This window comes from Bradyrhizobium sp. 138, assembly GCF_023074075.1.
Classification (GTDB): domain Bacteria; phylum Pseudomonadota; class Alphaproteobacteria; order Rhizobiales; family Xanthobacteraceae; genus Bradyrhizobium.
The window spans coordinates 91501-114113 of the sequence record NZ_JADPKT010000072.1 but is presented as its reverse complement, the minus strand read 5'-3'; the positions used below and the strand labels follow the sequence as shown (position 1 = coordinate 114113).

The 22613-nt window shown below is 64.4% G+C and carries 15 protein-coding genes and 2 pseudogenes; 14 read left to right on the top strand and 3 right to left on the bottom strand.

Going from position 1 to position 22613, the window contains the following annotated elements; all coding sequences use genetic code 11:
• Positions 1-84: 84 nt before the first annotated feature.
• Entirely contained in the window at positions 85-1347 is a 1263-nt protein-coding gene (locus tag IVA79_RS24750) for an MFS transporter (protein WP_247557801.1), read from the bottom strand.
• Positions 1348-1694: 347 nt separating this feature from the next.
• Between IVA79_RS24750 and IVA79_RS36890 the strand changes: the two genes are divergently transcribed.
• From IVA79_RS36890 to IVA79_RS24715, 4 genes and pseudogenes are all read left to right on the top strand, one after another.
• Entirely contained in the window at positions 1695-4820 is a 3126-nt protein-coding gene (locus IVA79_RS36890; protein WP_276577528.1) for a CHAT domain-containing protein, read from the top strand.
• 254 nt (positions 4821-5074) lie between these two features.
• Positions 5075-8370 (top strand): annotated as a pseudogene (locus IVA79_RS24725) (adenylate/guanylate cyclase domain-containing protein).
• Positions 8371-8391: 21 nt separating this feature from the next.
• Complete coding sequence (locus IVA79_RS24720) at positions 8392-9072, top strand: redoxin family protein (protein ID WP_247557799.1); 681 nt, start codon at positions 8392-8394, stop codon at positions 9070-9072.
• 100 nt (positions 9073-9172) lie between these two features.
• Positions 9173-9367, top strand: a pseudogene (locus IVA79_RS24715) (adenylate/guanylate cyclase domain-containing protein); the annotation flags it as partial.
• A gap of 43 nt (positions 9368-9410) precedes the next feature.
• Here IVA79_RS24715 and IVA79_RS24710 read toward each other — a convergent pair.
• Complete coding sequence (locus tag IVA79_RS24710; RefSeq protein ID WP_247557797.1) at positions 9411-10253, bottom strand: uroporphyrinogen-III synthase; 843 nt, start codon at positions 10251-10253, stop codon at positions 9411-9413.
• 170 nt (positions 10254-10423) lie between these two features.
• Here IVA79_RS24710 and purU point away from each other — a divergent pair, with 170 nt between their 5' ends.
• Positions 10424-11287 (top strand): formyltetrahydrofolate deformylase, encoded by an 864-nt coding sequence (gene purU, locus IVA79_RS24705; protein WP_247557795.1) that lies wholly within the window; start codon positions 10424-10426, stop codon positions 11285-11287.
• A gap of 22 nt (positions 11288-11309) precedes the next feature.
• On the opposite strand, the gene IVA79_RS24700 is transcribed toward purU, so the two are convergent.
• Positions 11310-11594 carry a hypothetical protein gene (locus tag IVA79_RS24700; RefSeq protein ID WP_247557793.1) on the bottom strand — a complete coding sequence of 95 codons (285 nt, stop codon included), beginning with the start codon at positions 11592-11594 and terminating at the stop codon, positions 11310-11312.
• Between the two features lie 516 nt (positions 11595-12110).
• On the opposite strand from IVA79_RS24700, the gene IVA79_RS24695 reads away from it, so the two are divergent.
• The 9 genes from IVA79_RS24695 (at position 12111) to ahcY (ending at position 22584) form a co-directional block, all read left to right on the top strand.
• Complete coding sequence (locus tag IVA79_RS24695; RefSeq protein WP_247557791.1) at positions 12111-13313, top strand: ABC transporter substrate-binding protein; 1203 nt, start codon at positions 12111-12113, stop codon at positions 13311-13313.
• 132 nt (positions 13314-13445) lie between these two features.
• Positions 13446-14315, top strand: coding sequence for a branched-chain amino acid ABC transporter permease (locus IVA79_RS24690; RefSeq protein WP_028143352.1), 870 nt, complete (start codon positions 13446-13448; stop codon positions 14313-14315).
• Positions 14316-14323: 8 nt separating this feature from the next.
• Entirely contained in the window at positions 14324-15352 is a 1029-nt protein-coding gene (locus tag IVA79_RS24685) for a branched-chain amino acid ABC transporter permease (RefSeq protein ID WP_247557788.1), read from the top strand.
• Complete coding sequence (locus IVA79_RS24680; protein WP_247557786.1) at positions 15349-16104, top strand: ABC transporter ATP-binding protein; 756 nt, start codon at positions 15349-15351, stop codon at positions 16102-16104. Before IVA79_RS24685 ends, IVA79_RS24680 begins: the two co-directional genes overlap by 4 nt.
• Positions 16097-16813, top strand: a complete 717-nt coding sequence (locus IVA79_RS24675) for an ABC transporter ATP-binding protein (protein ID WP_247557784.1) — start codon at positions 16097-16099, stop codon at positions 16811-16813. Before IVA79_RS24680 ends, IVA79_RS24675 begins: the two co-directional genes overlap by 8 nt.
• Before the next feature lie 21 nt (positions 16814-16834).
• Positions 16835-17953 (top strand): cobalamin-independent methionine synthase II family protein, encoded by a 1119-nt coding sequence (locus tag IVA79_RS24670; RefSeq protein ID WP_247557782.1) that lies wholly within the window; start codon positions 16835-16837, stop codon positions 17951-17953.
• Between the two features lie 470 nt (positions 17954-18423).
• Positions 18424-19779, top strand: a complete 1356-nt coding sequence (locus IVA79_RS24665) for a hypothetical protein (RefSeq protein ID WP_247557780.1) — start codon at positions 18424-18426, stop codon at positions 19777-19779.
• 62 nt (positions 19780-19841) lie between these two features.
• Positions 19842-21038, top strand: coding sequence for a methionine adenosyltransferase (metK, locus tag IVA79_RS24660; RefSeq protein ID WP_247557777.1), 1197 nt, complete (start codon positions 19842-19844; stop codon positions 21036-21038).
• A gap of 124 nt (positions 21039-21162) precedes the next feature.
• Entirely contained in the window at positions 21163-22584 is a 1422-nt protein-coding gene (gene ahcY / locus IVA79_RS24655; RefSeq protein ID WP_247557775.1) for an adenosylhomocysteinase, read from the top strand.
• Positions 22585-22613 lie beyond the last annotated feature (29 nt).

Below are 22613 nucleotides of genomic sequence, written 5' to 3'. Positions count from 1 at the left end.
GAGCGAAGTGGATACCGGTTCGCGTGAAGAAAACGCGTCAAAACGAGAATCTAGAGAGCCGTTCCGATTCATCGGAACGGAGCTCTAGCGCGCATTGGCGGGGGCGTGCGACGGCCAAAGATCGGCGCGCCAGAGGATCGCGATGGCTAGCATCGCAATGATACCCGAGGCCGCATAGAGCGAGCCGGTCGCGGAATAGCCGATGATGTCGATCAGGCTGCCGGCCGCGAGCAATCCGAGCGGCAGGCCATAGATCACCATCATGCGCACGCCCATGACGCGGCCGCGCAGATGTGCGCTCGCCGTCCGCATCAGGATCACGGCCGCCGAGATCATCGACATGCTCTGCGCGACGCCGGCGAGCACCAGGCAGGCCATCGCGACCGGCATGGTCCTGACCTCGACGAAGACCAGCAGCATGGCGTACCAGGCCAGTGTCGCGCCGATCAGGAGCCGGGCAATGCGCACTCCGCCGACGAGGCTCAGCGTGATGGAGCCGATCAGAGAGCCGACGGCGAAGCTCGCCGAGAGATAGCCGAGGCCGGTCTGATCGGTCTGAAAGATCTCCCGCGCGATGTAGGGCAGCAATCCGCCGGTGAACGGAAAAGCGGTGAGATTGGCCAGAAAGGCGACGCAGAGCGCGGCGCGCATTCCCGGGCCGCTCCAGGCGTAGACGATCCCCTCCTTGAGGTCGCCGAACAATCGCGAAATGGCGTGGCTGTCCGCGGGAAGATCGCTCGTGGCGATAGTCCTTTTCGGCCGGGTCAGGCAGAGCATGAGAAGCGCGGCCACGAAGTAGAGACAGGCGATCGCCACATAGACGAGGCCGATGCCGAGGAGGGCAAACAGCCCGGCGCCCGTCAACGCACCGGCGATGCGGGCGCTGTCCTGGGTCGTGCGCGCAACGCTGATGGCGCCCACCAACTGTTCGGCCGGCATGATCTCGGCGAGCAGCGCGCCCCGGACGCCGAGATCCGAAGGGCGGATCAGTCCCATGATCGCGACGATGATCATGACGCTCAATGGCGAGAGATGACCGGTCAGCGCCAAAACCATGATGGCTGACGAGAGCGCCGTATAAGCAAGGCGCATCACCACCAGGAGATCGCGATGACCGATGCGGTCGCCGATCATGCCGAATACCGGCGCGACCAAGGTCCCGACGAACTGGAGCGATGCAAGCACGGTAAGCAGCAGCACCGAGCCGGTCTCGACCAGGATGTACCAGCCGAGCACCAGCGTCTCGACCTCGAACGCCCAGGAGGTGAGCAGGTCGGACGGCCACTGGAAGCGATAGTTGCGGATGCGAAATGGCGCGAGTGCCGAAGACCGCGCGGTTGCGCTCACGACGCGATGACGCGTGCCACGGCGATTCCTTCTTGTTTTTTCTTCTGGGCGAGACCGTAGCGCACGCGATGCCCGTGTCAATCGAAGCTGCCGCATGCCGCCATGCGCGTTGGCTTCGGCATGCCGGCCCGCGGTGCGCGCGTCACGGCTTGCGAAGACGGCGCATGGTGCGGTCACAGAGTTTTCATCTTGCTATGGCCCTTAAGAGCCGGCGGGCTCGGGGGAGCGGAGCAATCACAGCATGGGTACGTTGGCAGACGTTCGTCGCGCGGCTTCTGGGTTCTCTGATTCTCGCGAGCGTCCTCGCGTCGGCATGCCGGGCCGGTCCACAGGACATGCTGACGTTGATGCAGCGCATCACGTCGCTGGCCAAGGAAGGCCGCTATGGCGAGGCGGTCGGGCTGGCACGAAAGCTCGTCGCCGAGTCTGAGAAGGGCTCGGGCCGGCAGTCGCCGCTGACGGCAACCACGCTGGTGGTGCTGGGTCAGTCGCTCCAGGCGCAAGGCGAGACCACCGAGGCCGAAGCCGTGCTGAGACGGGCACTTGCGATTCGCGAGAAGAGCCTCGGGCCCAATCATCCCGAAGTCGCCGCCGTGCTCGGCACGCTCGGCCAGCTCGAGCTCGGCCTGAACCGGTTGAGCGAGGCCGAGCGGGATATGTCACACGCCATCGCCATCGACGAGAGCGTGCTGGGCCCCGACCACCTCACGACAGCCCTGGCGCGCATGCAGCTCGGCAATCTCCGGCACCGTCAGATGAAGGAGACCGAGGCGCTCGATATGTTCAGTCGCGCCCTTGCGGTGTTCAGGAAGTCGCCGGGACAGGCCGAGATCATGATTCCGGTGACGCTCAACAACATCGCGGAGGTCAATCGCGCGCAAGGCCGATTGCGTGAGGCCGATGCGAACTTTGCCGAAGCGCTCGCTCTCCAGGAGAAGCAGCACGGCGCGGACAGCATCTATCTGGCCGCATCGCTGAGCAATCTCGGCGAGCTCCGGCGCGCACAGGGGCGGCTTCAGGATGCCGAGCAGCTGGCCCGGCGAGCCCTGGCCATCAGGGAGAAGGCGCTGGGGCCGGATCATCCCGACGCCGCCGCGAGCCTGAACAATCTTGCCTTGGTGTTTTCCCGCGAGGGCCGGGCTGCCGAGGCCGAGGGACTGCTGACACGGGCGCTCGCCATTCAGGAAAAGAGTTTTGGTGCGGCGCATCCGAACGTGGCGACGGCGCTGAACAATCTTGCAGAGGTCTGGGCCCGTCTCAATCGCAAGCAGGAGGCCGACCAGCTCTTGCGCAAATCGCTCGCCATTCGAGAGAAAGCCCTCGGTCCCGGCCATCTCGACGTCGCTATCGCTCTCGACAATCTGGTGACGCTGATGGGCGACGGCAGTCGATACGCCGAGGCTGAACCGTTCGCCCGTCGCTCGCTTGCGCTGCGCGAAGCCGCCCTCGGCGCCTCCCATCCGCTGGTCGCGAACAGCCTGAACAATCTGGCCGTCATCCTGGACAGCACCGGCCGGACGCAGGAGGCCGAGCCGCTTCTGAGGCGCGCGCTGGATATCCGCCTGCGTGCGCTCGGCGAGCAGCATCCTGATGTCGCCAGCAGCTTTGCCAATCTCGGCGCCCATTTTCTTGATCTAAAGGATTGGCAGCAGGCTCGCGACGCGTTCGCGCGTGCGGTGGCAATCCAGAACGGCCGTCGTACCGCGGAGTTCGGCGAGGACGGCCGCGGCGATCTCAGGGCCCATGAAGACACCAATCCATATCCGGGCTTGATCGTTGCCGCCTACGATCTCGCGCGCGCCAGTGACGAGCAAAAGGACGCGTTGCGGTCGCAGGCGTTCGAGACGGCACAATGGATCGGTGACGAGCAGGCCGCGCGCGCGATCGCAGGAATGTCGGCCCGCGTCGCGGATGGCAGCGGGGATCTCGCGGCGCGCGTTCGAGAACGGCAGGATCTCGGCGCGCAAGCGATGGCGACCGACAAGATGCTGGTGGCGGCGATCTCGCAAGCCAGTGCCGCGCGCAATGCGGCTGCGGAGCAGGCGCTTCGTGCCCGTGCCGCGGACATTGCAGGTCAGATCCGGGAATTGGATCGGACGATCGCCGCCCAGTTTCCGGACTATGCGGCGCTGGTGACCAAGACGCCGATCGCGATCGAGGACGTCCAGAAGCAGCTTCGTCCCAACGAGGCGATGCTGCTGTTCACGACGACGTCGCGCGCCACTTTTGTCTGGACGGTGATGCGCTCGGATGTGCGCTGGCATGCGGCCGACCTCGGCGAGAAGCAGCTCAACGACGCCGTCAGTGCCCTGCGCTGCGGTCTCGACGCGGAGGCGTGGCTGGACAAGGCATCCACATGCCCGCAGAAGCTCGGCCGCAACACTCCATTGGGCGCAGACGAGCCACTGCCGTTCGATCAGGAGCGCGCCTTTGCCCTTTACCAAGCCTTGCTCGGGCCGGTCGCGCGCGAGATCGATGGCAAGGAACTGATCCTGGTGCCGTCGGGCCCACTGGCGACGCTGCCGTTCCAGGTCCTGCTGACGGACAAGCCCGCGGCAGGTGGAGACCTCACGAAGGCACCATGGCTGGTCAGGCGATTTGCGACCACCGTCTTGCCGTCCGTCTCCAGCCTCAAGGCGCTGCGCCAGGTCGCACGCAGGAGCGCGGCGTCGAGGCCGTTCCTTGGTGTCGGCAATCCGACGCTCGACGGCGATGGCCGCAGCGAGCTTTCGACCGCGCGCGCCAAGCTGGCGCGCCAGATCCAGACCTGCGACGCCATCCCGACACGGAGCCAGGTCGCGCAAAGGCGCTTTCGCGCCGTCGACGCGCTGTCCGGTGGCGCAGCGGACATTGCGCAGCTCAGGCGCCAGATGCCGCTGCCGGAAACCGCGCTCGAATTGTGCGCGGTGGCCAACACCTTCGTGCCCGTGAAGGGCGATGTCGTTCTCGCGGGCGATGCCTCGGAGGCGAGGATGAAGACGCTCAGCCAGAGCGGCGACCTCGCAAAATACCGCATCCTTCATTTCGCGACGCATGGCGCGCTTGCGGGACAGGTGCGCGGCTCGATCGAGCCCGGATTGATCCTGAGCCCGCCGATGGCCGCGACGCCAGCAGATGACGGCTATCTCGCATCGTCGGAGATTTCGGGCCTCAAGCTCGATGCCGAATGGGTGATCCTGTCGGCCTGCAACACCGCCGGAGGGCAGGCGGCCAATTCGGAGGCCTTCTCAGGTCTCGCACGGGCCTTCTTCTATGCGGGCACGCGCGCGCTGCTGGTGTCGCATTGGGCGGTCAACTCCGACGCGGCGGTGGTCATCACGACTGGCACGATCGATGCCCTCAACGCGCATCCAGACATCGGCCGCGCCGAGGCGCTGCGCCGCTCGATCTCGGCCCTGATTGCGAAGGGTGGCGCAAATGCGCAGCCCGGCGTCTGGGCGCCGTTCGTGCTGGTGGGGAACGGAGCCATGTAGCGCAATGCACATCAGTGCGCCGCCGCGCACGAACAGGCTGGAGAAGGATGTGTTGTTGCGGCCGGGGTATGGCGAGGTCACTATCCTTGACATCGGAAGGCTGCGAAGTTGCGGGAGGAGTGAAGCCGCGACCACGTCCGTTAACCAACCACCGCTTGCTCTTCCAATGCAACGAGCCCATGCTCGCTAGGTTCCTGGACCCATCCGGTAGTCCAGGAGATCGCGCCGTCGCGATTTTCGCGAGGTCTTGACCCATGAACTGCTCTTGCTGCGGTTCCGAGGTTCAGAGCGGCTTTGCCTTCTGCCCGAAGTGCGGCACGAAGCAGCCCAACGCCTGCCCCAGCTGCGGCTATGCATGCGCACCGGATTTCGCCTATTGCCCGAAATGCGGCGCCCTCGTCGGTGAGGCCCTCAAAGATGGGGGAGAGGCGCGGCCGAGCCGGCCGACAGCGCCGATCAGGGCCTCCTCGCCACTGCTGGCACCGCCGGCCGACCCGCAACAAGCATGTCGTCCGCGGTCCGATAGGATCGACAGCGAAGCAAACCGCCGTACCATCACCGTGCTGTTTGCCGACCTCAGCGGCTTCACTGCGATGAGCGAGCGGCTCGACCCCGAGGTCATGCAGACGCTTCAGAACCAATTGTTCGAGGAACTGACGGCTGCGGTGCAGAGCTTTGGCGGCTTCGTGGACAAATTCATCGGCGATGCGCTGCTCGCGCTGTTTGGTGCGCCGGCCGCGCACGAGGACGACCCCGAGCGGGCGGTCCGCGCTGCCCTCGACATGATTAGCCGGACGGCGCGCCTCAGCGAGCGCGCAAAAGCCTATGCCGGTTCACCGCTGCTGCTCCATGTCGGCATCAACACCGGGCACGTCGTCGCGGGCGGGTTAGGCGTGGGCGTTGCCAAATCCTTTTCGGTGACCGGCGACACCGTGAATACCGCGCAGCGGTTGCAGTCGATGGCGGCGCCGGGCGAGGTGCTGGTCGGGCCGCTGACCCACCGCCTGACGCGGCATGCGTTCTCCTATGACTCGCTTGGCGAGGTCTCGCTCAAGGGCAAGATGGGCAGCGTTCTGGTCCATCGTCTGAAGGGACCGCTCGATACGCCCCGCGCGGCACGCGGCCTCGACACGTTGGGCCTCGATGCACCGCTGGTCGGGCGCGACGCCGAGCTTGCGCGGGTGATCGGCAGCCTTGATCGCGCGCGCGGCGGCGCGGCTCAACTGGTGCGGCTGATTGGCGAAGCGGGCATTGGGAAAACGCGGCTGGTCGACGAGTTCCTCGCCCGCATCCGTGACGAGGATCGATTCGCAGACTTGGCGGTCCGGCGGGCGGTCTGCTCGCCGCTCGGCGAACAGTCTTACGGCGCGCTCGCCGCCGTGCTGCGTAGCGCTTATGGCATCGCACAGAAGGCCAGCGCTGCAGAGGCGGAAGCGAAGGTCGCCGAAGCGCTGTCGGAGCTTGGCCTCGCGACTGACGAGGCCGCCCGCCTGATGCCCCTCTATCTGCACGTACTCGGCCTCGGCGACCCCAACGCCCTGCTCAGGCATGTCGAGCCCGAACAGCTCCGCCGGCATTCTTCGAACGCCGTCTGGCACTGTCGCCGCTGCTGATCATCGTCGAGGATCTGCACTGGGCCGATGCGGTCTCTCTTGAAGCGTTGCGGTTCCTGATGGACCGACTTGAGCGGACGCGGCTGATGCTGCTGTTTACGCATCGGCCGACGCTGGAACTTGACCAGTTCGGTTCGAGCAGGATCAGTCACACGACCCTTCGGCTGCTTCCGCTTGGCGACGCTGACGGACAGAGGCTGCTCGCGGCCTACTTCAGGCACGGTTGGCGTGAACCGCCGGGACGTCTGTTCAGTCGGATCCTCGATCGCGCCGGCGGCAATCCGCTTTTCCTCGAGGAAATCATACGCGGCCTCATCGAGGCCGGCACCCTGGAACGCGACGGCGCGCAGTGGCGGATGAAGTCGGATAAAGCCGCCGCCGATATTCCGGCAAGCATTCAGGCGTTGTTGCTGGCGCGCCTCGACCGGTTGCCCCATCTGGTCCGCCTTCTGGCACAGGAGGCCGCGGTAATCGGCCCGCGTTTTGATGCGGGTGTGCTTGGTGCGGCGACAACCGAGCCAGCGAGGGTTGAAGCAGGGCTCGAACTTCTATGCGACGCGGAGATCATCGAGGAGATCGCAGGCTCGAACTCGATTTCGCTGCGGACCTACCGTTTCACCCAAACCATGCTTCAGGACGTGATCTATCAAAACCTGCTTCTGCAGCGCCGGATCGAGCTTCACGGACGGATTGGTGCCGCGCTAGAGCGGCTCTATGGCAATGAGCCCGAGCGCCTCGAGGATCTCATACTGCTCGGACATCACTTCAGTCTGAGTGCGAGCAAGCCGAAGGGCGCGCGCTATCTGCGCGCCGCCGGCGACCGCGCACGCGCGAGCTATGCCAACGACGATGCCATCCGTCTCTACCGACAGGCCCTCGCCGTGCTGTTGGCCAACGGCGAGGGGGAGCCGGAACGTCTGATCCTGTACGAGCGGATTGCGGACCTTTGTGGCGCGGCTGGCCGGCGGAATACGGCCGAGGAGCATTATCAGAGCGCGTTGGAGGGGCACCGCGCCGCAGAGGACCGGATCGGCGAAGCGCGGATTCTTCGCAAGCTTGGCCGATTGCTGTGGGACGCCGGCAAGCGGATCAAGGCGGAAACGCATTACGCCGAGGCTGCCAAACTGCTTGGAGGGATCGACGCGCCCATCGAGTGGGCGCATCTCTTGCAGGAGCGCGGCCGTCTCGCGTTTCGCACGGGCGATCACGTGGCCGCCGCGAGCTGGGCAGACGAGGCGCTTGGCTATGCCCGATCCGTGCCTGCCGACGCCGACCAGCACGCCGGGCTCGAGGCGGCGCGCGCCATTGCGGAGGCTCTCAATACCAAGGGGGTTGCACTGGCGCGGGTTGGACGACACCAGGAGGCGGTGCGCGATGTAGAGCAAAGTGTCGCAGCTGCCGAAGCCGCTGGCCTCCTTAACGTAGCCTGCCGCGGCTACACCAATCTCGGTGTGCTCTACACGATTGTCGACCCGGCGAAAGCCGTGGAGGTCTGCCGGCGTGGACTGGATGTCGCGCGTCGGATCGGGGATCTCGGCTTCCAGGCGCGTCTTCTCGCCAATTTTGCCGTTGCGTGTTGCACCTTCACGGACAGATGTACCGAGGAGGGGGTGCCGGCTGCCGAGAAGGCGATCGAAATCGACCGTGCGCTCGATCAGCGGGAGCATCTCTCCGTGCCCTTGATCGTGCTCGGGCAAATCCATCAATGCCATTTCCGCCCCGACCTGGCCGCCCTCTGCTACAATGAGGCAATCGAGGTGGCGAACGAAACCGGCGAACCGCAGCAGCTCTTTCCGTGCTATGATGGTCTTGCGACACTGAGCCTTGATCGAGGCGACATGCCCGAGGCCGACCGATATTTCGCGCTGGCCCATGATGTCTGTGCCCGCCACGGGCTTGATCCCGCCGGGCTGATCGTACTGCCATTTCTTGACTAGGTCATATGAAGGAGTTCAACCATGTCAGAACTTCACGTCGATGGACCGCTTCAACCGGGTGATCGCGCACCGAACGTCGTGCTGGATGCCATCACACGCGATGGAAAGATCGCGCTCCAGGATTTTCGCGGGCATAGTCCGATATTGATCGGCTTGTTTCGAGGTCTGCACTGCCCGTTCTGCCGGCGCCATATCGCGGCACAGGCGCAACTAGACGCAGCCCTGCGCGACAAGGGCATCGAAAGTCTCACGATCGTGAATACGCCCATCGAGCGCGCGCGGCTCTACTTCCGCTATCATCCATTGCCCAATCTGCTCGCCGCGTCCGACCCCGAGCGGGTCTCGCACCGCGCGTTCGGCCTACCCAATCTCGAGTTCACGGAGAAGGAAACCGAGTGGCCGCGCAAGGTCGGCATGGATGTGGTCATGAGCATGCAAGTGGACATTCCCGGAGAATTGCCGGGGCCGATGAATCGTTTGGCGGCCGCCGAGCAGCTCAACAAGAAGGATGGCTACGAGATGATGGAGGCCGATCAACGCATGGCGGCAACCGGCCAGGGCCAGTTGTTCGGCCAGTTCCTGCTCGATCGGGAAGGGGTGGTGCGCTGGACCTTTACCGAGGTTCCCGAAGGCGGCCAGCGCATGTTCGGGATGCCGAGCGCCCAGGAATTGATGTCGGCCGCCTCGCAAGTGGCAAGCTAAGCATCGTCGCTTGGTCGACGGTGCAAATACTTTGCTCAACGCGCTCAACCCGCGGCTTCCTCTCCGCAGGCGTCGCCATCGCGGTCGTGACCCTCAACGAAATCTGGACTACTTCGGGCAGACTGTGAATGTTGCGGCGCGCGTGCAAGTGTTGGCCGATGCCGGCCAAATCTGCCTCTCGGAGGCGCTTTATTCGGCGCGGGGAGTCTGCCGTCTCCTCGCCGGTCACGCCGTCATTGAGTTTGATGCACCTCTCCGCGGCGTCGAAGGCATTGCGTGCATGCATCGTGTCGTGCGCAGGATAGGATCCTGCTCCAGCACGACCCTGCTGTACATTCTCACTTCGCCGGCACTTTCGGCTTCTTCGCCGCCAGCCCCACGGCAATCGCCGAGATAAGCGGACGCATGAAATACGCGTCTTCCGCCGGCGAGACGTCCGTGCGCAGGCCGTGCGCGGCGAGCTCGCCGGAGACCGCCGGGCCGACTGACGCGATCAGCGTCTGTTCGAGGCCCGCGCGCAGCTTGGCCTCGCTACCATGCGCCTTCGCGGCCTCGATCAGGCGGCGGACCTGGCCGAGATTGGTCAGCGCGAGAGCATCGATCCGCCCCGCGGCCATGTCGTCGATCGCCGCGACGATGTTGGCATCCGCGGCCCTGGAATCGTAGACATAGGGCAGCACGGTATCGACCGCGGCGCCTTGCGCGGCGAGCGAGCCGGTCAGCTCGCTGTGATCCTTGTCCGGATAGAGCTGGAGGCCGAGGCGACGTCCGCTGAGGTCGAGCTTGCCCAGCATCTCGATCACGCCTTCGGTGGTCGGCTTCTCCGTGGTCTGCTGCGCTTCCAGACCGACCTCGCGCAATGCCTTGCCGGGCTTCGGGCCGCGGGTGAACTTTCGCGCTTTGGCGAGCGCCGCGACGAGGGCGGCGTCGAGGTCGCGGGCGCGCGCGAGCTTCATGATTCGCCGCAGGCCTTCGCCGGTCATCAGCACGAGATCGTCGAGGGGCTTGTCAATGGCGCGGCGGATCCAGGCCTCGACCGGGGCCGGGTCCGGCGCATCGTGAATGGTGAACATCGGACACTGCACGACCTCGGCGCCTTGCTCGGCCAGAAGTTTTGAGAACTGCGCCTCCTCGCGGGTTTCCAGGATCAGGATGCGGGTGCCGTTCAAGCGGTCGGCCATGGGCGTGCTCCAGGTCAGTCAATGCAATGGTCCGTTCATCCTGACTCCGCGCTTTATATCGAAGCAAGTCTTGGGATTGGCGCAAGGCCAGGGTCGATGCTAGAGCAGGCGCAACTCGCGGACAGTTCCGCTGCCCAAACCTTCATCACGAGCCAAGCCTGTTCATCAACATGCCCGATCATCAATATGTCCTGACCCTGTCCTGTCCGGATCGTCCCGGCATCGTCTCGGCGGTGTCGACGTTCCTCGCGCATAACGGACAGAACATTCTCGATGCCCAGCAGTTCGACGACGTCGAGACCAAGAAATTCTTCATGCGCGTGGTGTTCACCGCCGCCGATCTTGCCGTGGAACTGTCGGCGCTGCAGACCGGCTTCGCTGCGATCGCCGAGCGTTTCGGCATGGAGTGGCAGATGCGTGACCGCGCTGCCCATCGCAAGGTGATGCTGCTGGTGTCGAAGTCCGACCATTGCCTGGTCGACATCCTCTATCGCTGGCGCACCGGCGAATTGCCGATGATTCCGACCGCGATCGTCTCCAACCATCCGCGCGAGGCCTATGCCGGGCTCGATCTCGGCGGCATCCCGTTCCACCATTTGCCTGTGACCAAGGACACCAAGCGCGAGCAGGAGGGCCAGATCATGGACCTCGTCGGCAACACCAAGACCGACCTCGTCGTGCTCGCGCGCTACATGCAGATCCTGTCGGATGATCTGTCGGCGAAGCTTTCGGGGCGCTGCATCAACATCCACCACTCGTTTCTGCCGGGCTTCAAGGGCGCAAAACCCTATCACCAGGCCCATGAGCGCGGCGTCAAGCTGATCGGCGCCACTGCGCATTACGTCACGCGCGACCTCGACGAAGGCCCGATCATCGACCAGGACGTCGAGCGCATCAGTCATCGCGATACGCCGGAAGACCTCGTTCGCAAGGGCCGCGACATCGAGCGCCGCGTGCTCGCGCGCGCGATCCGCTACCATCTCGACGACCGCGTCATTCTCAACGGCCGCAAGACCGTGGTGTTCGTAGATTAGCGAATGGCGAGTGGCGAGGCTGTTACCGCACCGCGCCAGCCGACGTAGCCCCCGTCGCGCCCTTTTGCGCCTGCTCTTCCTTCTCGCGATCCGCCGCGGGCAGCAGCCGCTTGCGTTCGCGTTCCCGCATATAGGCGTCGTATTGCGGCGTGCCCGCACGCGGCGGGGCATCGGCCGGCAGGCCGCCGGCCCATTGCGGGACGTAATCGCCCATGCCGGCGGAGAGTTTTTCGTTGACCGTCCCGCAGCCGGACAGTCCCGCAGCGAGCGTGACGAGGACGAGGGCTGAACGAAAAGTCTTGGACATTGTCTGGGCGCGCACGCGTTCGGTCTTTGGACGCCAACTCGGGCCGGCGCGAGGAAGAGTAGCTTCAACAAGGTAAAATAGACTTATTCGAGATAGGTAATATGCTACCGAGTTGCGGTCAGCCAGCGCGCGCCGATGTATAAATTCTGCAAAGGAAAGACGAAATCCTCCATCCACGCGATTCCTGCAGCTTCTAGACTGCAATGCGAGGCTCGCGGCAACATGGCTAGGTCGGGTGCCGGGGTTTTCGTTGACAAGTCCATTTTCTTTGTACATTCGTACAAATGAAGGCGGCCAGGAGGGAATTGCCTGGGTAACCCCGGCGTGACCCTCTGCACCGCTTCCAGTCGATGGGACATTGGCGCCGGTGGGTCGCCAAACGTCCGATTGACAAGAAGGGCGCGGAAGACGCCCATGTGACGCACGATTGTCACCCGCGCGCGGGCTTAGTTTAAGGCAAGGGCCGGGCACTCGGTTCAGGACACAAGAGTTGGGAATGAAGGGGAGGGACATCTGATGTTCGAATGCAAACAACTGTCTCATAAGGCAACTTCCAGGACTGCTTGGACCGCTGCCGTTGCGGCCATCGCGGGCCTTGCGGCGATCGTGCCTGCGAAAGCCGAGGACAGCGTCAAGATCGGCCTGATCCTGCCGATGACCGGCGGCCAGGCCTCGACCGGCAAGCAGATCGAGAACGCGATCAAGCTCTACATGCAGCAGAAGGGCGACACCGTCGCCGGCAAGAAGATTGAGATTATCCTCAAGGACGATGCCGCGATCCCGGACAAGACCAAGACGGCTGCGCAGGAATTGATCGTCAACGACAAGGTCAATTTCATCGCCGGCTTCGGCGTGACGCCGGCCGCACTCGCGGCTGCGCCGCTGGCCACGCAGGCCAAGATCCCGGAAGTCGTCATGGCAGCCGGCACCTCCATCATCACCGAGCGCTCGCCCTACATCGTGCGCACCAGCTTCACGCTGGCGCAATCCTCGACCATCATCGGCGACTGGGCGGTGAAGAACGGCATCAAGAAGGTCGCGACGCTGACCTCGGATTATGCGCCGGGCAACGACGCGCTCAACTTCTTCAAGCAGAATTTCACCGCCGGCGGCGGCGAGGTGGTCGAAGAGGTCAAGACGCCGCTCGCCAATCCCGACTTCGCGCCGTTCCTGCAGCGGATGAAGGACGCAAAACCCGACGCGATCTTCGTGTTCGTGCCGGCCGGCCAGGGCGGCAACTTCATGAAGCAATATGCCGAGCGTGGTCTCGACAAGGCCGGCATCAAGGTGATCGGGCCGGGCGACGTCACCGACGACGACCTTCTCAACAACATGGGCGACGCCGTGCTCGGTACCGTCACCGCGCATCTCTACTCCGCGGCGCACCCCTCGCAGATGAACAAGGATTTCGTCGCAGCCTACAAGAAGGCGTTCGGCAACCGTCCTGGCTTCATGGCAGTGGGCGGCTATGACGGCATCCACTTGATCTACGAGGCGCTGAAGAAGACGGGTGGTGACACCGACGGCACCAAGCTGGTCGAAGCCATGAAGGGCCAGAAGTGGGAGAGCCCGCGCGGCCCGATCTCGATCGACCCCGAGACCCGCGACATCGTGCAGAACATCTACATTCGCAAGGTCGAGAAGGTCGACGGCGAGCTCTACAACGTCGAGTTCGCGACCTTCGAGGCCGTCAAGGATCTCGGCAAGACCAAGAAGTGACGCGCGAAAGCGCGTCATCCCGGAGCGCGCTTAGCGCGCATCCGGTCTCGAAATTGTTGAAACGAGATTCCGGGTTCAGCGATCCGCGCTGCCCCGGAATGACGAGTGATTACCAAGGTTCACCCGCTCCCGATGACCTCAATCCTCACCAACCTGTTCGATGGCGTTGCCTACGGCATGCTGCTGTTCGTGCTCGCCTGCGGGCTCGCGGTCACGCTCGGATTGATGAACTTCGTCAATCTCGCCCATGGCGCCTTCGCCATGGCCGGCGGCTATGTCTGCATGGTGCTGGTCAACCGGATGGGCTGGCCGTTCTTCGCTGCCCTGCCGCTCGCTTTCGTCTCCTCCGCTGCGATCGGCATCGCGCTCGAACGGACGCTCTACCGCCACCTCTATACGCGCAGCCATCTTGATCAGGTGCTGTTTACCATCGGGCTGACATTCATGTCGGTCGCCGCCGTCGACTACATCCAGGGATCATCACGGGTGTTCATCAATCTGCCCGCGGCGCTCCAGGGCCAGTTCGACCTGTTTGGGGTCGGCATCGGCCGCTATCGGCTGATGATCATCGTGATCTGCGGTCTGCTGACCATCGCTCTGCAGATGGTGCTGGCCAAGACGCGCTTCGGTAGCCGTCTGCGCGCCGCGGTCGACGATCCCCGCGCCGCGAGCGGCCTCGGCATCAACGTGCCGCAGGTGTTCGCCTTCACCTTTGCATTCGGTTGCGGGCTCGCCGGTCTCGGCGGCGCGCTGAGCGCCGAGATCCTCGGCCTCGATCCGTATTTCCCGCTGAAGTTCATGATCTACTTCCTGATCGTGGTCACCGTCGGCGGCTCCTCCTCGATCACCGGCCCGTTCCTGGCCTCGCTCCTGCTCGGCATCGGCGACGTCGCCGGCAAATATTACGTGCCGAAGATGGGCCCCTTCGTGATTTACACCATGATGATCGTGATCCTGATCTGGCGCCCGAACGGCCTGTTCGGCCGCACGGCCGCGCGTTGAGTACGCCGATGAACGCTGCTTCCGACGTCGGTTATCACGCCCAGCGCCAGGCGCGCTGGCACTACGGCGAAATCGCCTTCTGGCTGATCGTGCTGGCCTGCGGCTTCGCCTTTCCTACGCGCTATCTGATCATGACTGACATCCTGCGGCTGGCGCTGTTCACGATGTCGCTCGATCTCATCCTCGGCTATGCCGGCATCGTCTCGCTCGGCCACGCCGCCTTCTTCGGCGTCGGCGCCTATGCGGCGGGACTTCTCGCGCTTCATGGGATCATCAACGAGCCCGTACTGGCGCTGATCGTCGCAGGGCTGGCCGCAATGGTGCTCGGCTTTGCCACCAGCTTCCTGGTGATCCGCGGTGTCGACCTCACGCGCTTGATGGTGACGCTCGGCATCGCGCTGCTGCTGGAAGCGCTCGCCGAGCGCTTCTCCAACATCACCGGTGGCACCGACGGCCTGCAAGGCATCGAGATGCAGCCGATCTTCGGCCAGATTCCGTTCGACATGTTCGGCAAGGCCGGTTTCTTCTACTCGCTGGCCGTCCTGTTCCTGCTGTTTCTGTTCGCTCGCCGCGTCGTGCATTCGCCGTTCGGCCTGTCGCTGCGCGCGATCAAGAACAATCCGCTGCGGGCTGCTGCGATCGGCATCCCCGTCAACCGCCGCTTGATCGCGATCTACACGCTGGCGGCGTTCTATGCCGGCGTCGCCGGCGCGCTGTTCACCCAGACCACCGCGATCGCCTCCCTCGACGTGTTCGCCTTCGAACGCTCGGCGGACTTGATGCTGGTGCTCGTGATCGGCGGCACCGGCTATCTCTATGGCGGCCTGATCGGCGCCGTGGTGTTCCGCATGCTGCAGGAATTGTTCTCCACCATCACGCCGCAATACTGGCAGTTCTGGATCGGTCTCGTGCTGGTCGTGATCGTGCTGGTCGGCCGCCAGCGTCTGCACCGCTGGGTGCTGTACGTGCCCAACCTGATCATCAAGCAGGTTGCAGGACGTAAAGCGGTCGTCGCCGTGCCGGAGAGCGAGGCATGACCATCGCGCTCGAAACCCAAAATCTCGAAAAACAGTTTGGCGGCTTGCGCGTCACGCGCGATCTGTCCTTGAAGGTCGAGCAGGGCGCCCGCCACGCGCTGATCGGCCCGAACGGCGCCGGCAAGACCACGGTCATCAACCAGCTGACCGGCGTATTGAAGCCGAACTCGGGCCGCATCCTGCTCGAAGGCCAGGACATCACCGATCTTCCCGTGCACAAGCGGGTGCTGCGCGGTTTGTCGCGCACCTTCCAGATCAATCAGCTCTATCCCGATCTCACGCCGCTGGAGACCATCGGCCTGGCCGTCTCCGAGCGCCTCGGCCATGGCGGCGACTGGTGGCGGCGGATGGGCACGCGCAGCGACGTCAACGGCGAGATCGCCGATCTGCTCTCGCGCTTCCACCTGCTCGACGTCATGAACGAGCAGACCGTGACGCTGCCTTACGGCAAGCAGCGCCTGCTCGAGATCGCGGTCGCGATCGCCGCCAAGCCACGCGTGCTGCTGCTCGACGAGCCCGCGGCCGGCGTGCCCGAGAGCGAGCGTCACGACATTCTCGCCGTGGTAGGCAGCCTGCCGCGTGACGTCACCGTGCTCTTGATCGAGCACGACATGGACCTCGTGTTCTCCTTTGCCGACCGTATTTCGGTGCTGGTCTCGGGCGCGCTGCTGACCGAGGGCCCGCCCGAGCAGGTCGCGCGCGATCCGCAGGTCAAGGCCGTCTATCTCGGCGAGGAGGCGGTCAATGTCTGACCTGCTCGCGATCGAGGCGTTGCGCGCCGGCTACGGCGAGGCGGTGGTGCTGCCCAACATGTCGCTGCGTCTCGCGGAAGGGCAGGTGCTGGCGCTGCTCGGCCGCAACGGCACCGGCAAGACCACGCTGATCAACTCCATCGTCGGCGTCACCCGCCGCTTCGCAGGCACCGTCACGCTCGCCGGCACCGATGTCACATCGCTCCGGGCCGACCAGCGCGCGCGCGCCGGCATCGGCTGGGTGCCGCAGGAGCGCAACATCTTCCGCTCGCTCACGGTCGAGGAGAACATGACCGCGGTGGCGCAGCCCGGTCCCTGGACGGTCGAGAAGGTCTACGAGATGTTCCCGCGGCTGAAGGAGCGGCGGAGCAATTTCGGCAACCAGCTCTCCGGCGGCGAGCAGCAGATGCTGGCGATCGGCCGTGCGCTGACCCTGAATCCGAAAGTGCTGCTGCTGGACGAGCCGACCGAGGGCCTTGCCCCCATCATCGTCGAGGAGTTGCTCAAGGCAATCGGCACCATCACCCGGGCGGGTGGCATCTGCTCGATTATCGTCGAGCAGAATGCCCAAAAGATTCTGGGGCTGGCCGACCGCGTTGTGATATTGGAGCGCGGAACGATCGTCCACGACGCCCCGAGTGCCGCGCTGAAGGCCGACCCGTCGGTCCTGGAGCGCCACCTCGGTGTCGCAGGGGCGGCGGCCCACTAGAATAATATCCGGGAGTAACAAATGCAGCGAACCAAAGCCCCCTTCCGCGCCGACGAGGTCGGCAGCCTCCTGCGTCCGGCCAAGATCAAGGAAGCCCGCAGCCGTCTCGAGAAGGGCGAGATCTCAGCCGACGATCTGCGCAAGATCGAGGACATGGAGATCGAGAAGGTCGTCCACAAGCAGGCCTCGCTCGGCCTGAAGCTTGCGACCGACGGCGAATTCCGCCGCTCCTGGTGGCATTTCGACTTCCTGGCCAAGCTCACTGGCTGCGAGCTGTTTCATCCCGACACCGGCATCCAGTTCGCGGGCGTGCAGACCCGTCACGACGCGGTGCGGGTGATCGACAAGCTCGACTTTCCCGACGACCACCCGATGCTGGACCACTTCCGATTCCTGAAGAAGGTGGCCGACCAGGCCCACGTCACCGCCAAGATGACGATTCCGTCGCCCGCGGTGCTGCACTTCCGCGGCGGCCGCAAGTCGATCTCCAAGGACGTCTATCCCGATCTCGACGCCTTCTACGAGGATCTCGGCAAGACCTATCGCAAGGCCGTGAAGGCATTCTATGATGCCGGCTGCCGCTATCTCCAGTTTGACGACACCGTGTGGGCCTATCTCTGCTCGCAGGACGAGTTGCAGAAGGCGCGCGAACGCGGCGACAATCCGGACGGTCTGCAGCAGATCTATGCGCGCATCATCAACTACGCGCTGGCCGAGAAGCCCGCCGACATGGTGGTGACGACGCATGTCTGCCGCGGCAATTTCCGCTCGACCTGGATCTCCTCGGGCGGCTACGAGCCGGTGGCCGAGACGATGCTCGCCGGCACCAATTACGACGGCTATTTCCTGGAATACGACTCTGACCGCGCCGGCGGCTTCGAGCCGCTGCGCTTCCTGCCCAAGGGCAACAAGGTCGTCGTGGTCGGCGTCATCACCTCGAAGTTCGGCGAGCTCGAGAAGAAGGACGACATCAAGCGCCGCCTGGAAGAAGCCGCCAAGTTCGCGCCGCTGGAGCAGCTCGCGCTCTCCCCGCAATGCGGCTTCGCCTCGACGGAAGAGGGCAATATCCTTTCCGAGGAAGAGCAGTGGGCCAAGCTCAGCCTCGCGGTCGAGATCGCGAAGGAAGTGTGGGGTAACTGAGCGCCGCAGCTAGGCCCAGGCCTCACTCGTGTCCCGGACGCTGCAATGCTCTCGCGTTGCTGCGCAGAGCCGGGACCCCTGCTGCCAGACTTGCTCTTCGTAGATGTGGCCCCCGGCTCTGCAGCGCGCCGCTGAAGAAGCGCTCCGCTGGGTCCGGGGCACGCGGGTATCTCACTTCTCCGTCGGAGACCTCGCCCGGCAGCATCACCCACGCGCGTGCTTATCCTTCGTGACCGACACCACTTCGGCCCGCACCCACGTCATCATCTGCTGAGCCTCCAGACCTGGCGCGCCGCATGGCGCGAGAGAGCGGCGAGTTCGCGCCTTCGTCGTCGAGCGCAGCCTGGCCGGCGCGATCGCGTCGGCAAAGGCGAGGACCGCGGCTGACGCGGCCCGATCGGCTATTCCCTGAGTGGGCAGAATTTGCTAGGACCTAGGTCCCAATCCGTCTGCCCACCGCGTCCCACTCCATGAAAAACGACGAAATCCTGAGCCAGATCACGGAGTTCTGCCGCAAGGCGGACATGGCGGAATCGACGTTCGGCCGGCGTGCGGTGAACGATGGGAAGCTGGTGCAGCGCCTGCGCGAGGGTAAGCGAATCACCATCGACACGCTGGAGCGGATCCAGGCCTATATGGCGGCATCGATGGCTGGCGGCGTGCCGCCGCCACGGGGCCTGCAGGTGCCGCCGGAAAAGCGCGACCCGCGCGGCAATTTCCGCTTCTTCGAGAACCGGCAGAAATACCTGCTGTTCGTCCACACCTGCAGCGAGAAGCGGGTGGTCGCGGATCGGGTTGCGCTGGAGCTTGCCTCCATCCATCCACGCCCGCCGGCCTTGCGCCTGTTCGACGCCGGTGTCGGCGATGGCACGGTGCTGGCGCGCGTGCTGCGCGCGACGCATCAGCGCTTTCCGCACATGCCGTTCTACGTCGCCGGCAAGGAACTCAGTCTGGAAGACCTGCGCCTGACGCTGGAGAAGGTGCCGGATCGCATTTTCGAGCATCCGGCGTCGGTGTTCGTCTTCACCAACATGTTCTACTCGGAGGCGCCCTGGCTCACGCCGGCATCGCCTGCGGCGGCGGCGGCGACCGTCTGGCACGAGGTCCCGCTGCGGGGCGCCTCATCCGGCGAGTTCGAGCAGCAGATCGCGGAGCTGAGGCCGTTTCTGGAGCAGAACTGGCGCGCCGCGATCAGCCCGCGCACGGCCATGCCGCTGTATGAACGGCCCGTGGTTCTGGTGCTGTATCGCGAGGACCACAGGTTCCTGCTGGATTCGACCATTCCGCGGCCGGGCCAGACCGAGGCCAATTTCGACCTCGTCATCGCGTCGCAGCCCTACCGGGCCCTGTCCTCGGTCAATTTCCGGGCCAAACGGATCATCGCACCTCTGGCGCGGGCGCTCCGGCCGGGCGGGCGGCTGATCGGTATCCACTCCCATGGCCAGGATCCGGGCATGGAAATGATCCAGGCGATCTGGCCTGGAGAAAATCCTTTCTCGGTCAGCCGTCATGAGCTACTGCGTGCGGTTAAGTATGAACTTGGATCGGTGGGCCGCGACCTAAATTTTAATGCTTATGCGGATAACCGTTCGATCTTCAGGTATGATATGGAAGCGCTGCCCAACGAGGTAACCGGTACGATCGGAACCTCGACGGCCTTTGCAGCGTGGAATGCGGCGGTGTATGTCGCTCAGATTGAGGACGACCGGTTGACAGAAATGACTCAAAACGGCCGCACTCTGGATGCCGCCAGGGACGTGCTGCGAAAGTATAATGGGCTCTGGTTTCTCGACGAATCCTACGTCATCTCGCGCCGGCGTGATTGACATCATCCACAGGTAAACATCGCAAACGCCCGCCGGTTTAGCGGCGGAACAAGGGGTTACTGATGCGCGCGTCCTATCTCTTCACCAGCGAGTCCGTGTCCGAGGGTCATCCGGACAAGGTCTGCGACCGCATTTCCGACGAGATCGTCGACCTGTTCTACCGCGAAGGGCCGAAGGCCGGCATCGACCCCTGGCAGATCCGCGCTGCCTGCGAGACGCTCGCGACCACCAACAAGGTGGTGATCGCCGGCGAGACCCGCGGTCCGAAGTCGGTGACCAACGAGCAGATCGAGAGCGTCGTCCGTGGCGCGATCAAGGACATCGGCTACGAGCAGGAAGGCTTCCACTGGCAGAAGGCCGACATCGAGATCCTCTTGCATCCGCAGTCGGCCGACATCGCCCAGGGCGTCGATGCGCTGCAGCCGGGTGAGGTCAAGGAAGAGGGCGCGGGCGACCAGGGCATCATGTTCGGTTACGCCACCAACGAGACGCCCGATCTGATGCCGGCGCCGATCTTCTACGCTCATAAGATCCTGCGCCTGATCTCCGAAGCCCGTCACTCCGGCAAGGAGAAGGTGCTCGGCCCCGACTCCAAGAGCCAGGTCACCGTGCAGTACGAGAACGGTAAGCCGGTCGGCGTGCGCGAGATCGTGGTCTCGCATCAGCACCTGGTCGAGGACATCTCGTCCAAGCAGATTCGCGACATCGTCGAGCCCTATGTGCGCGAGGCGCTGCCGAAGGACTGGATCACGCCGAAGACGATCTGGCACATCAACCCGACCGGCAAGTTCTTCATCGGCGGTCCGGACGGCGACTCCGGCCTGACCGGCCGCAAGATCATCGTCGATACCTATGGCGGCGCGGCCCCGCATGGCGGCGGCGCGTTCTCCGGCAAGGATCCGACCAAGGTCGACCGCTCGGCGGCTTATGCGGCGCGCTACGTCGCCAAGAACATCGTTGCCGCCGGTCTTGCCGACCGCTGCACGCTCCAGCTCGCCTATGCCATCGGCGTGGCGCGTCCGCTGTCGATCTACATCGACACCCACGGCACCGGTAAGGTGTCGGAGGACCAGCTCGAGAAGGCAGCCGCCAAGGCGATGGATCTGACGCCCCGCGGCATCCGCAGCCATCTCGACCTCAACCGCCCGATCTACGCGCGCACCTCGGCCTACGGCCATTTCGGTCGCACGCCGGACAACGAGGGCGGCTTCTCCTGGGAGAAGACTGACCTCGTCGAGCAGCTCAAGCGCGCGCTCTAAGTTCTCTTGCTTCATTCCGGGGCGCCGCGACAGCGGCGAACCCGGAATCTCGAACTTCCGGATTCCGGGTTCGCTCGTTTCACGAGCGCCCCGGAATGACGAACCAAACAAACAGGAACCCCCAATGAACGCGAAGCCCGGCTTCACCGATTACATCGTCAAGGACATTTCGCTCGCCGATTTCGGCCGCAAGGAACTCTCGCTGGCCGAGACCGAGATGCCCGGCCTGATGGCCACCCGCGAGGAGTACGGACCGAAGCAGCCGCTGAAGGGCGCCCGCATCGCCGGCTCCCTGCACATGACGATCCAGACCGGCGTGCTGATCGAGACGTTGGCCGCCCTCGGCGCCGACATTCGCTGGGTCTCCTGCAACATCTACTCGACGCAGGATCACGCTGCCGCCGCGATCGCCGCTGCCGGCATTCCCGTCTTCGCCGTCAAGGGCGAGACGCTGACCGAATACTGGGATTACACCGCAAAGCTGTTCGACTGGCATGGCGGCGGTCATCCGAACATGATCCTCGATGACGGTGGCGATGCCACCATGTATGTCCATCTCGGTCTGCGCGCCGAGAACGGCGACGCCGCCTTCCTCGACAAGCCCGGCTCCGAGGAAGAGGAAGTCTTCTTCGCGCTGCTGAAGAAGCAGCTCAAGGAAAAGCCGAAGGGCTACTTCGCGGGGATCGCCAAGAGCATCAAGGGCGTTTCGGAAGAGACCACCACGGGCGTGCATCGTCTCTATGACATGCAGAAGGCAGGCACGTTGCTGTGGCCGGCCATCAACGTCAACGACAGCGTCACCAAGTCGAAGTTCGACAACCTCTATGGCTGCCGTGAATCGCTGGTCGACGGCATCCGCCGCGGCACCGACGTGATGCTGTCGGGCAAGGTCGCGATGGTCGCCGGCTTCGGCGACGTCGGCAAGGGCTCGGCCGCTTCGCTGCGCCAGGCCGGCTGCCGCGTCATGGTGTCGGAAGTCGATCCGATCTGCGCGCTGCAGGCCGCGATGGAGGGCTACGAGGTCGTGACCATGGAAGACGCCGCGCCCCGCGCCGACATCTTCGTCACCGCCACCGGCAACAAGGACATCATCACCATCGAGCACATGCGCGCGATGAAGGACCGCGCCATCGTCTGCAACATCGGTCACTTCGACAACGAGATCCAAATCGCCTCGCTGCGCAATCTGAAGTGGACCAACATCAAGCCGCAGGTCGACGAGATCGAATTCCCCGACAAGCACCGCATCATCATGCTGTCGGAGGGCCGTCTCGTGAACCTCGGCAACGCGATGGGCCATCCGTCCTTCGTGATGTCGGCGTCCTTCACCAACCAGACGCTGGCGCAGATCGAGCTTTACGCCAACAACAACGACGGCAAGTACAAGAAGGAAGTCTACGTGCTGCCGAAGACGCTCGACGAGAAAGTCGCGCGCCTGCATCTCGCCAAGATCGGCGTCAAGCTCACCGAGCTGCGCAAGGACCAGGCCGACTATATCGGCGTGAAGCAGGAAGGCCCGTACAAGTCGGACCACTATCGCTACTGATTGACTGGTCCGATCGATCATCGACGAGA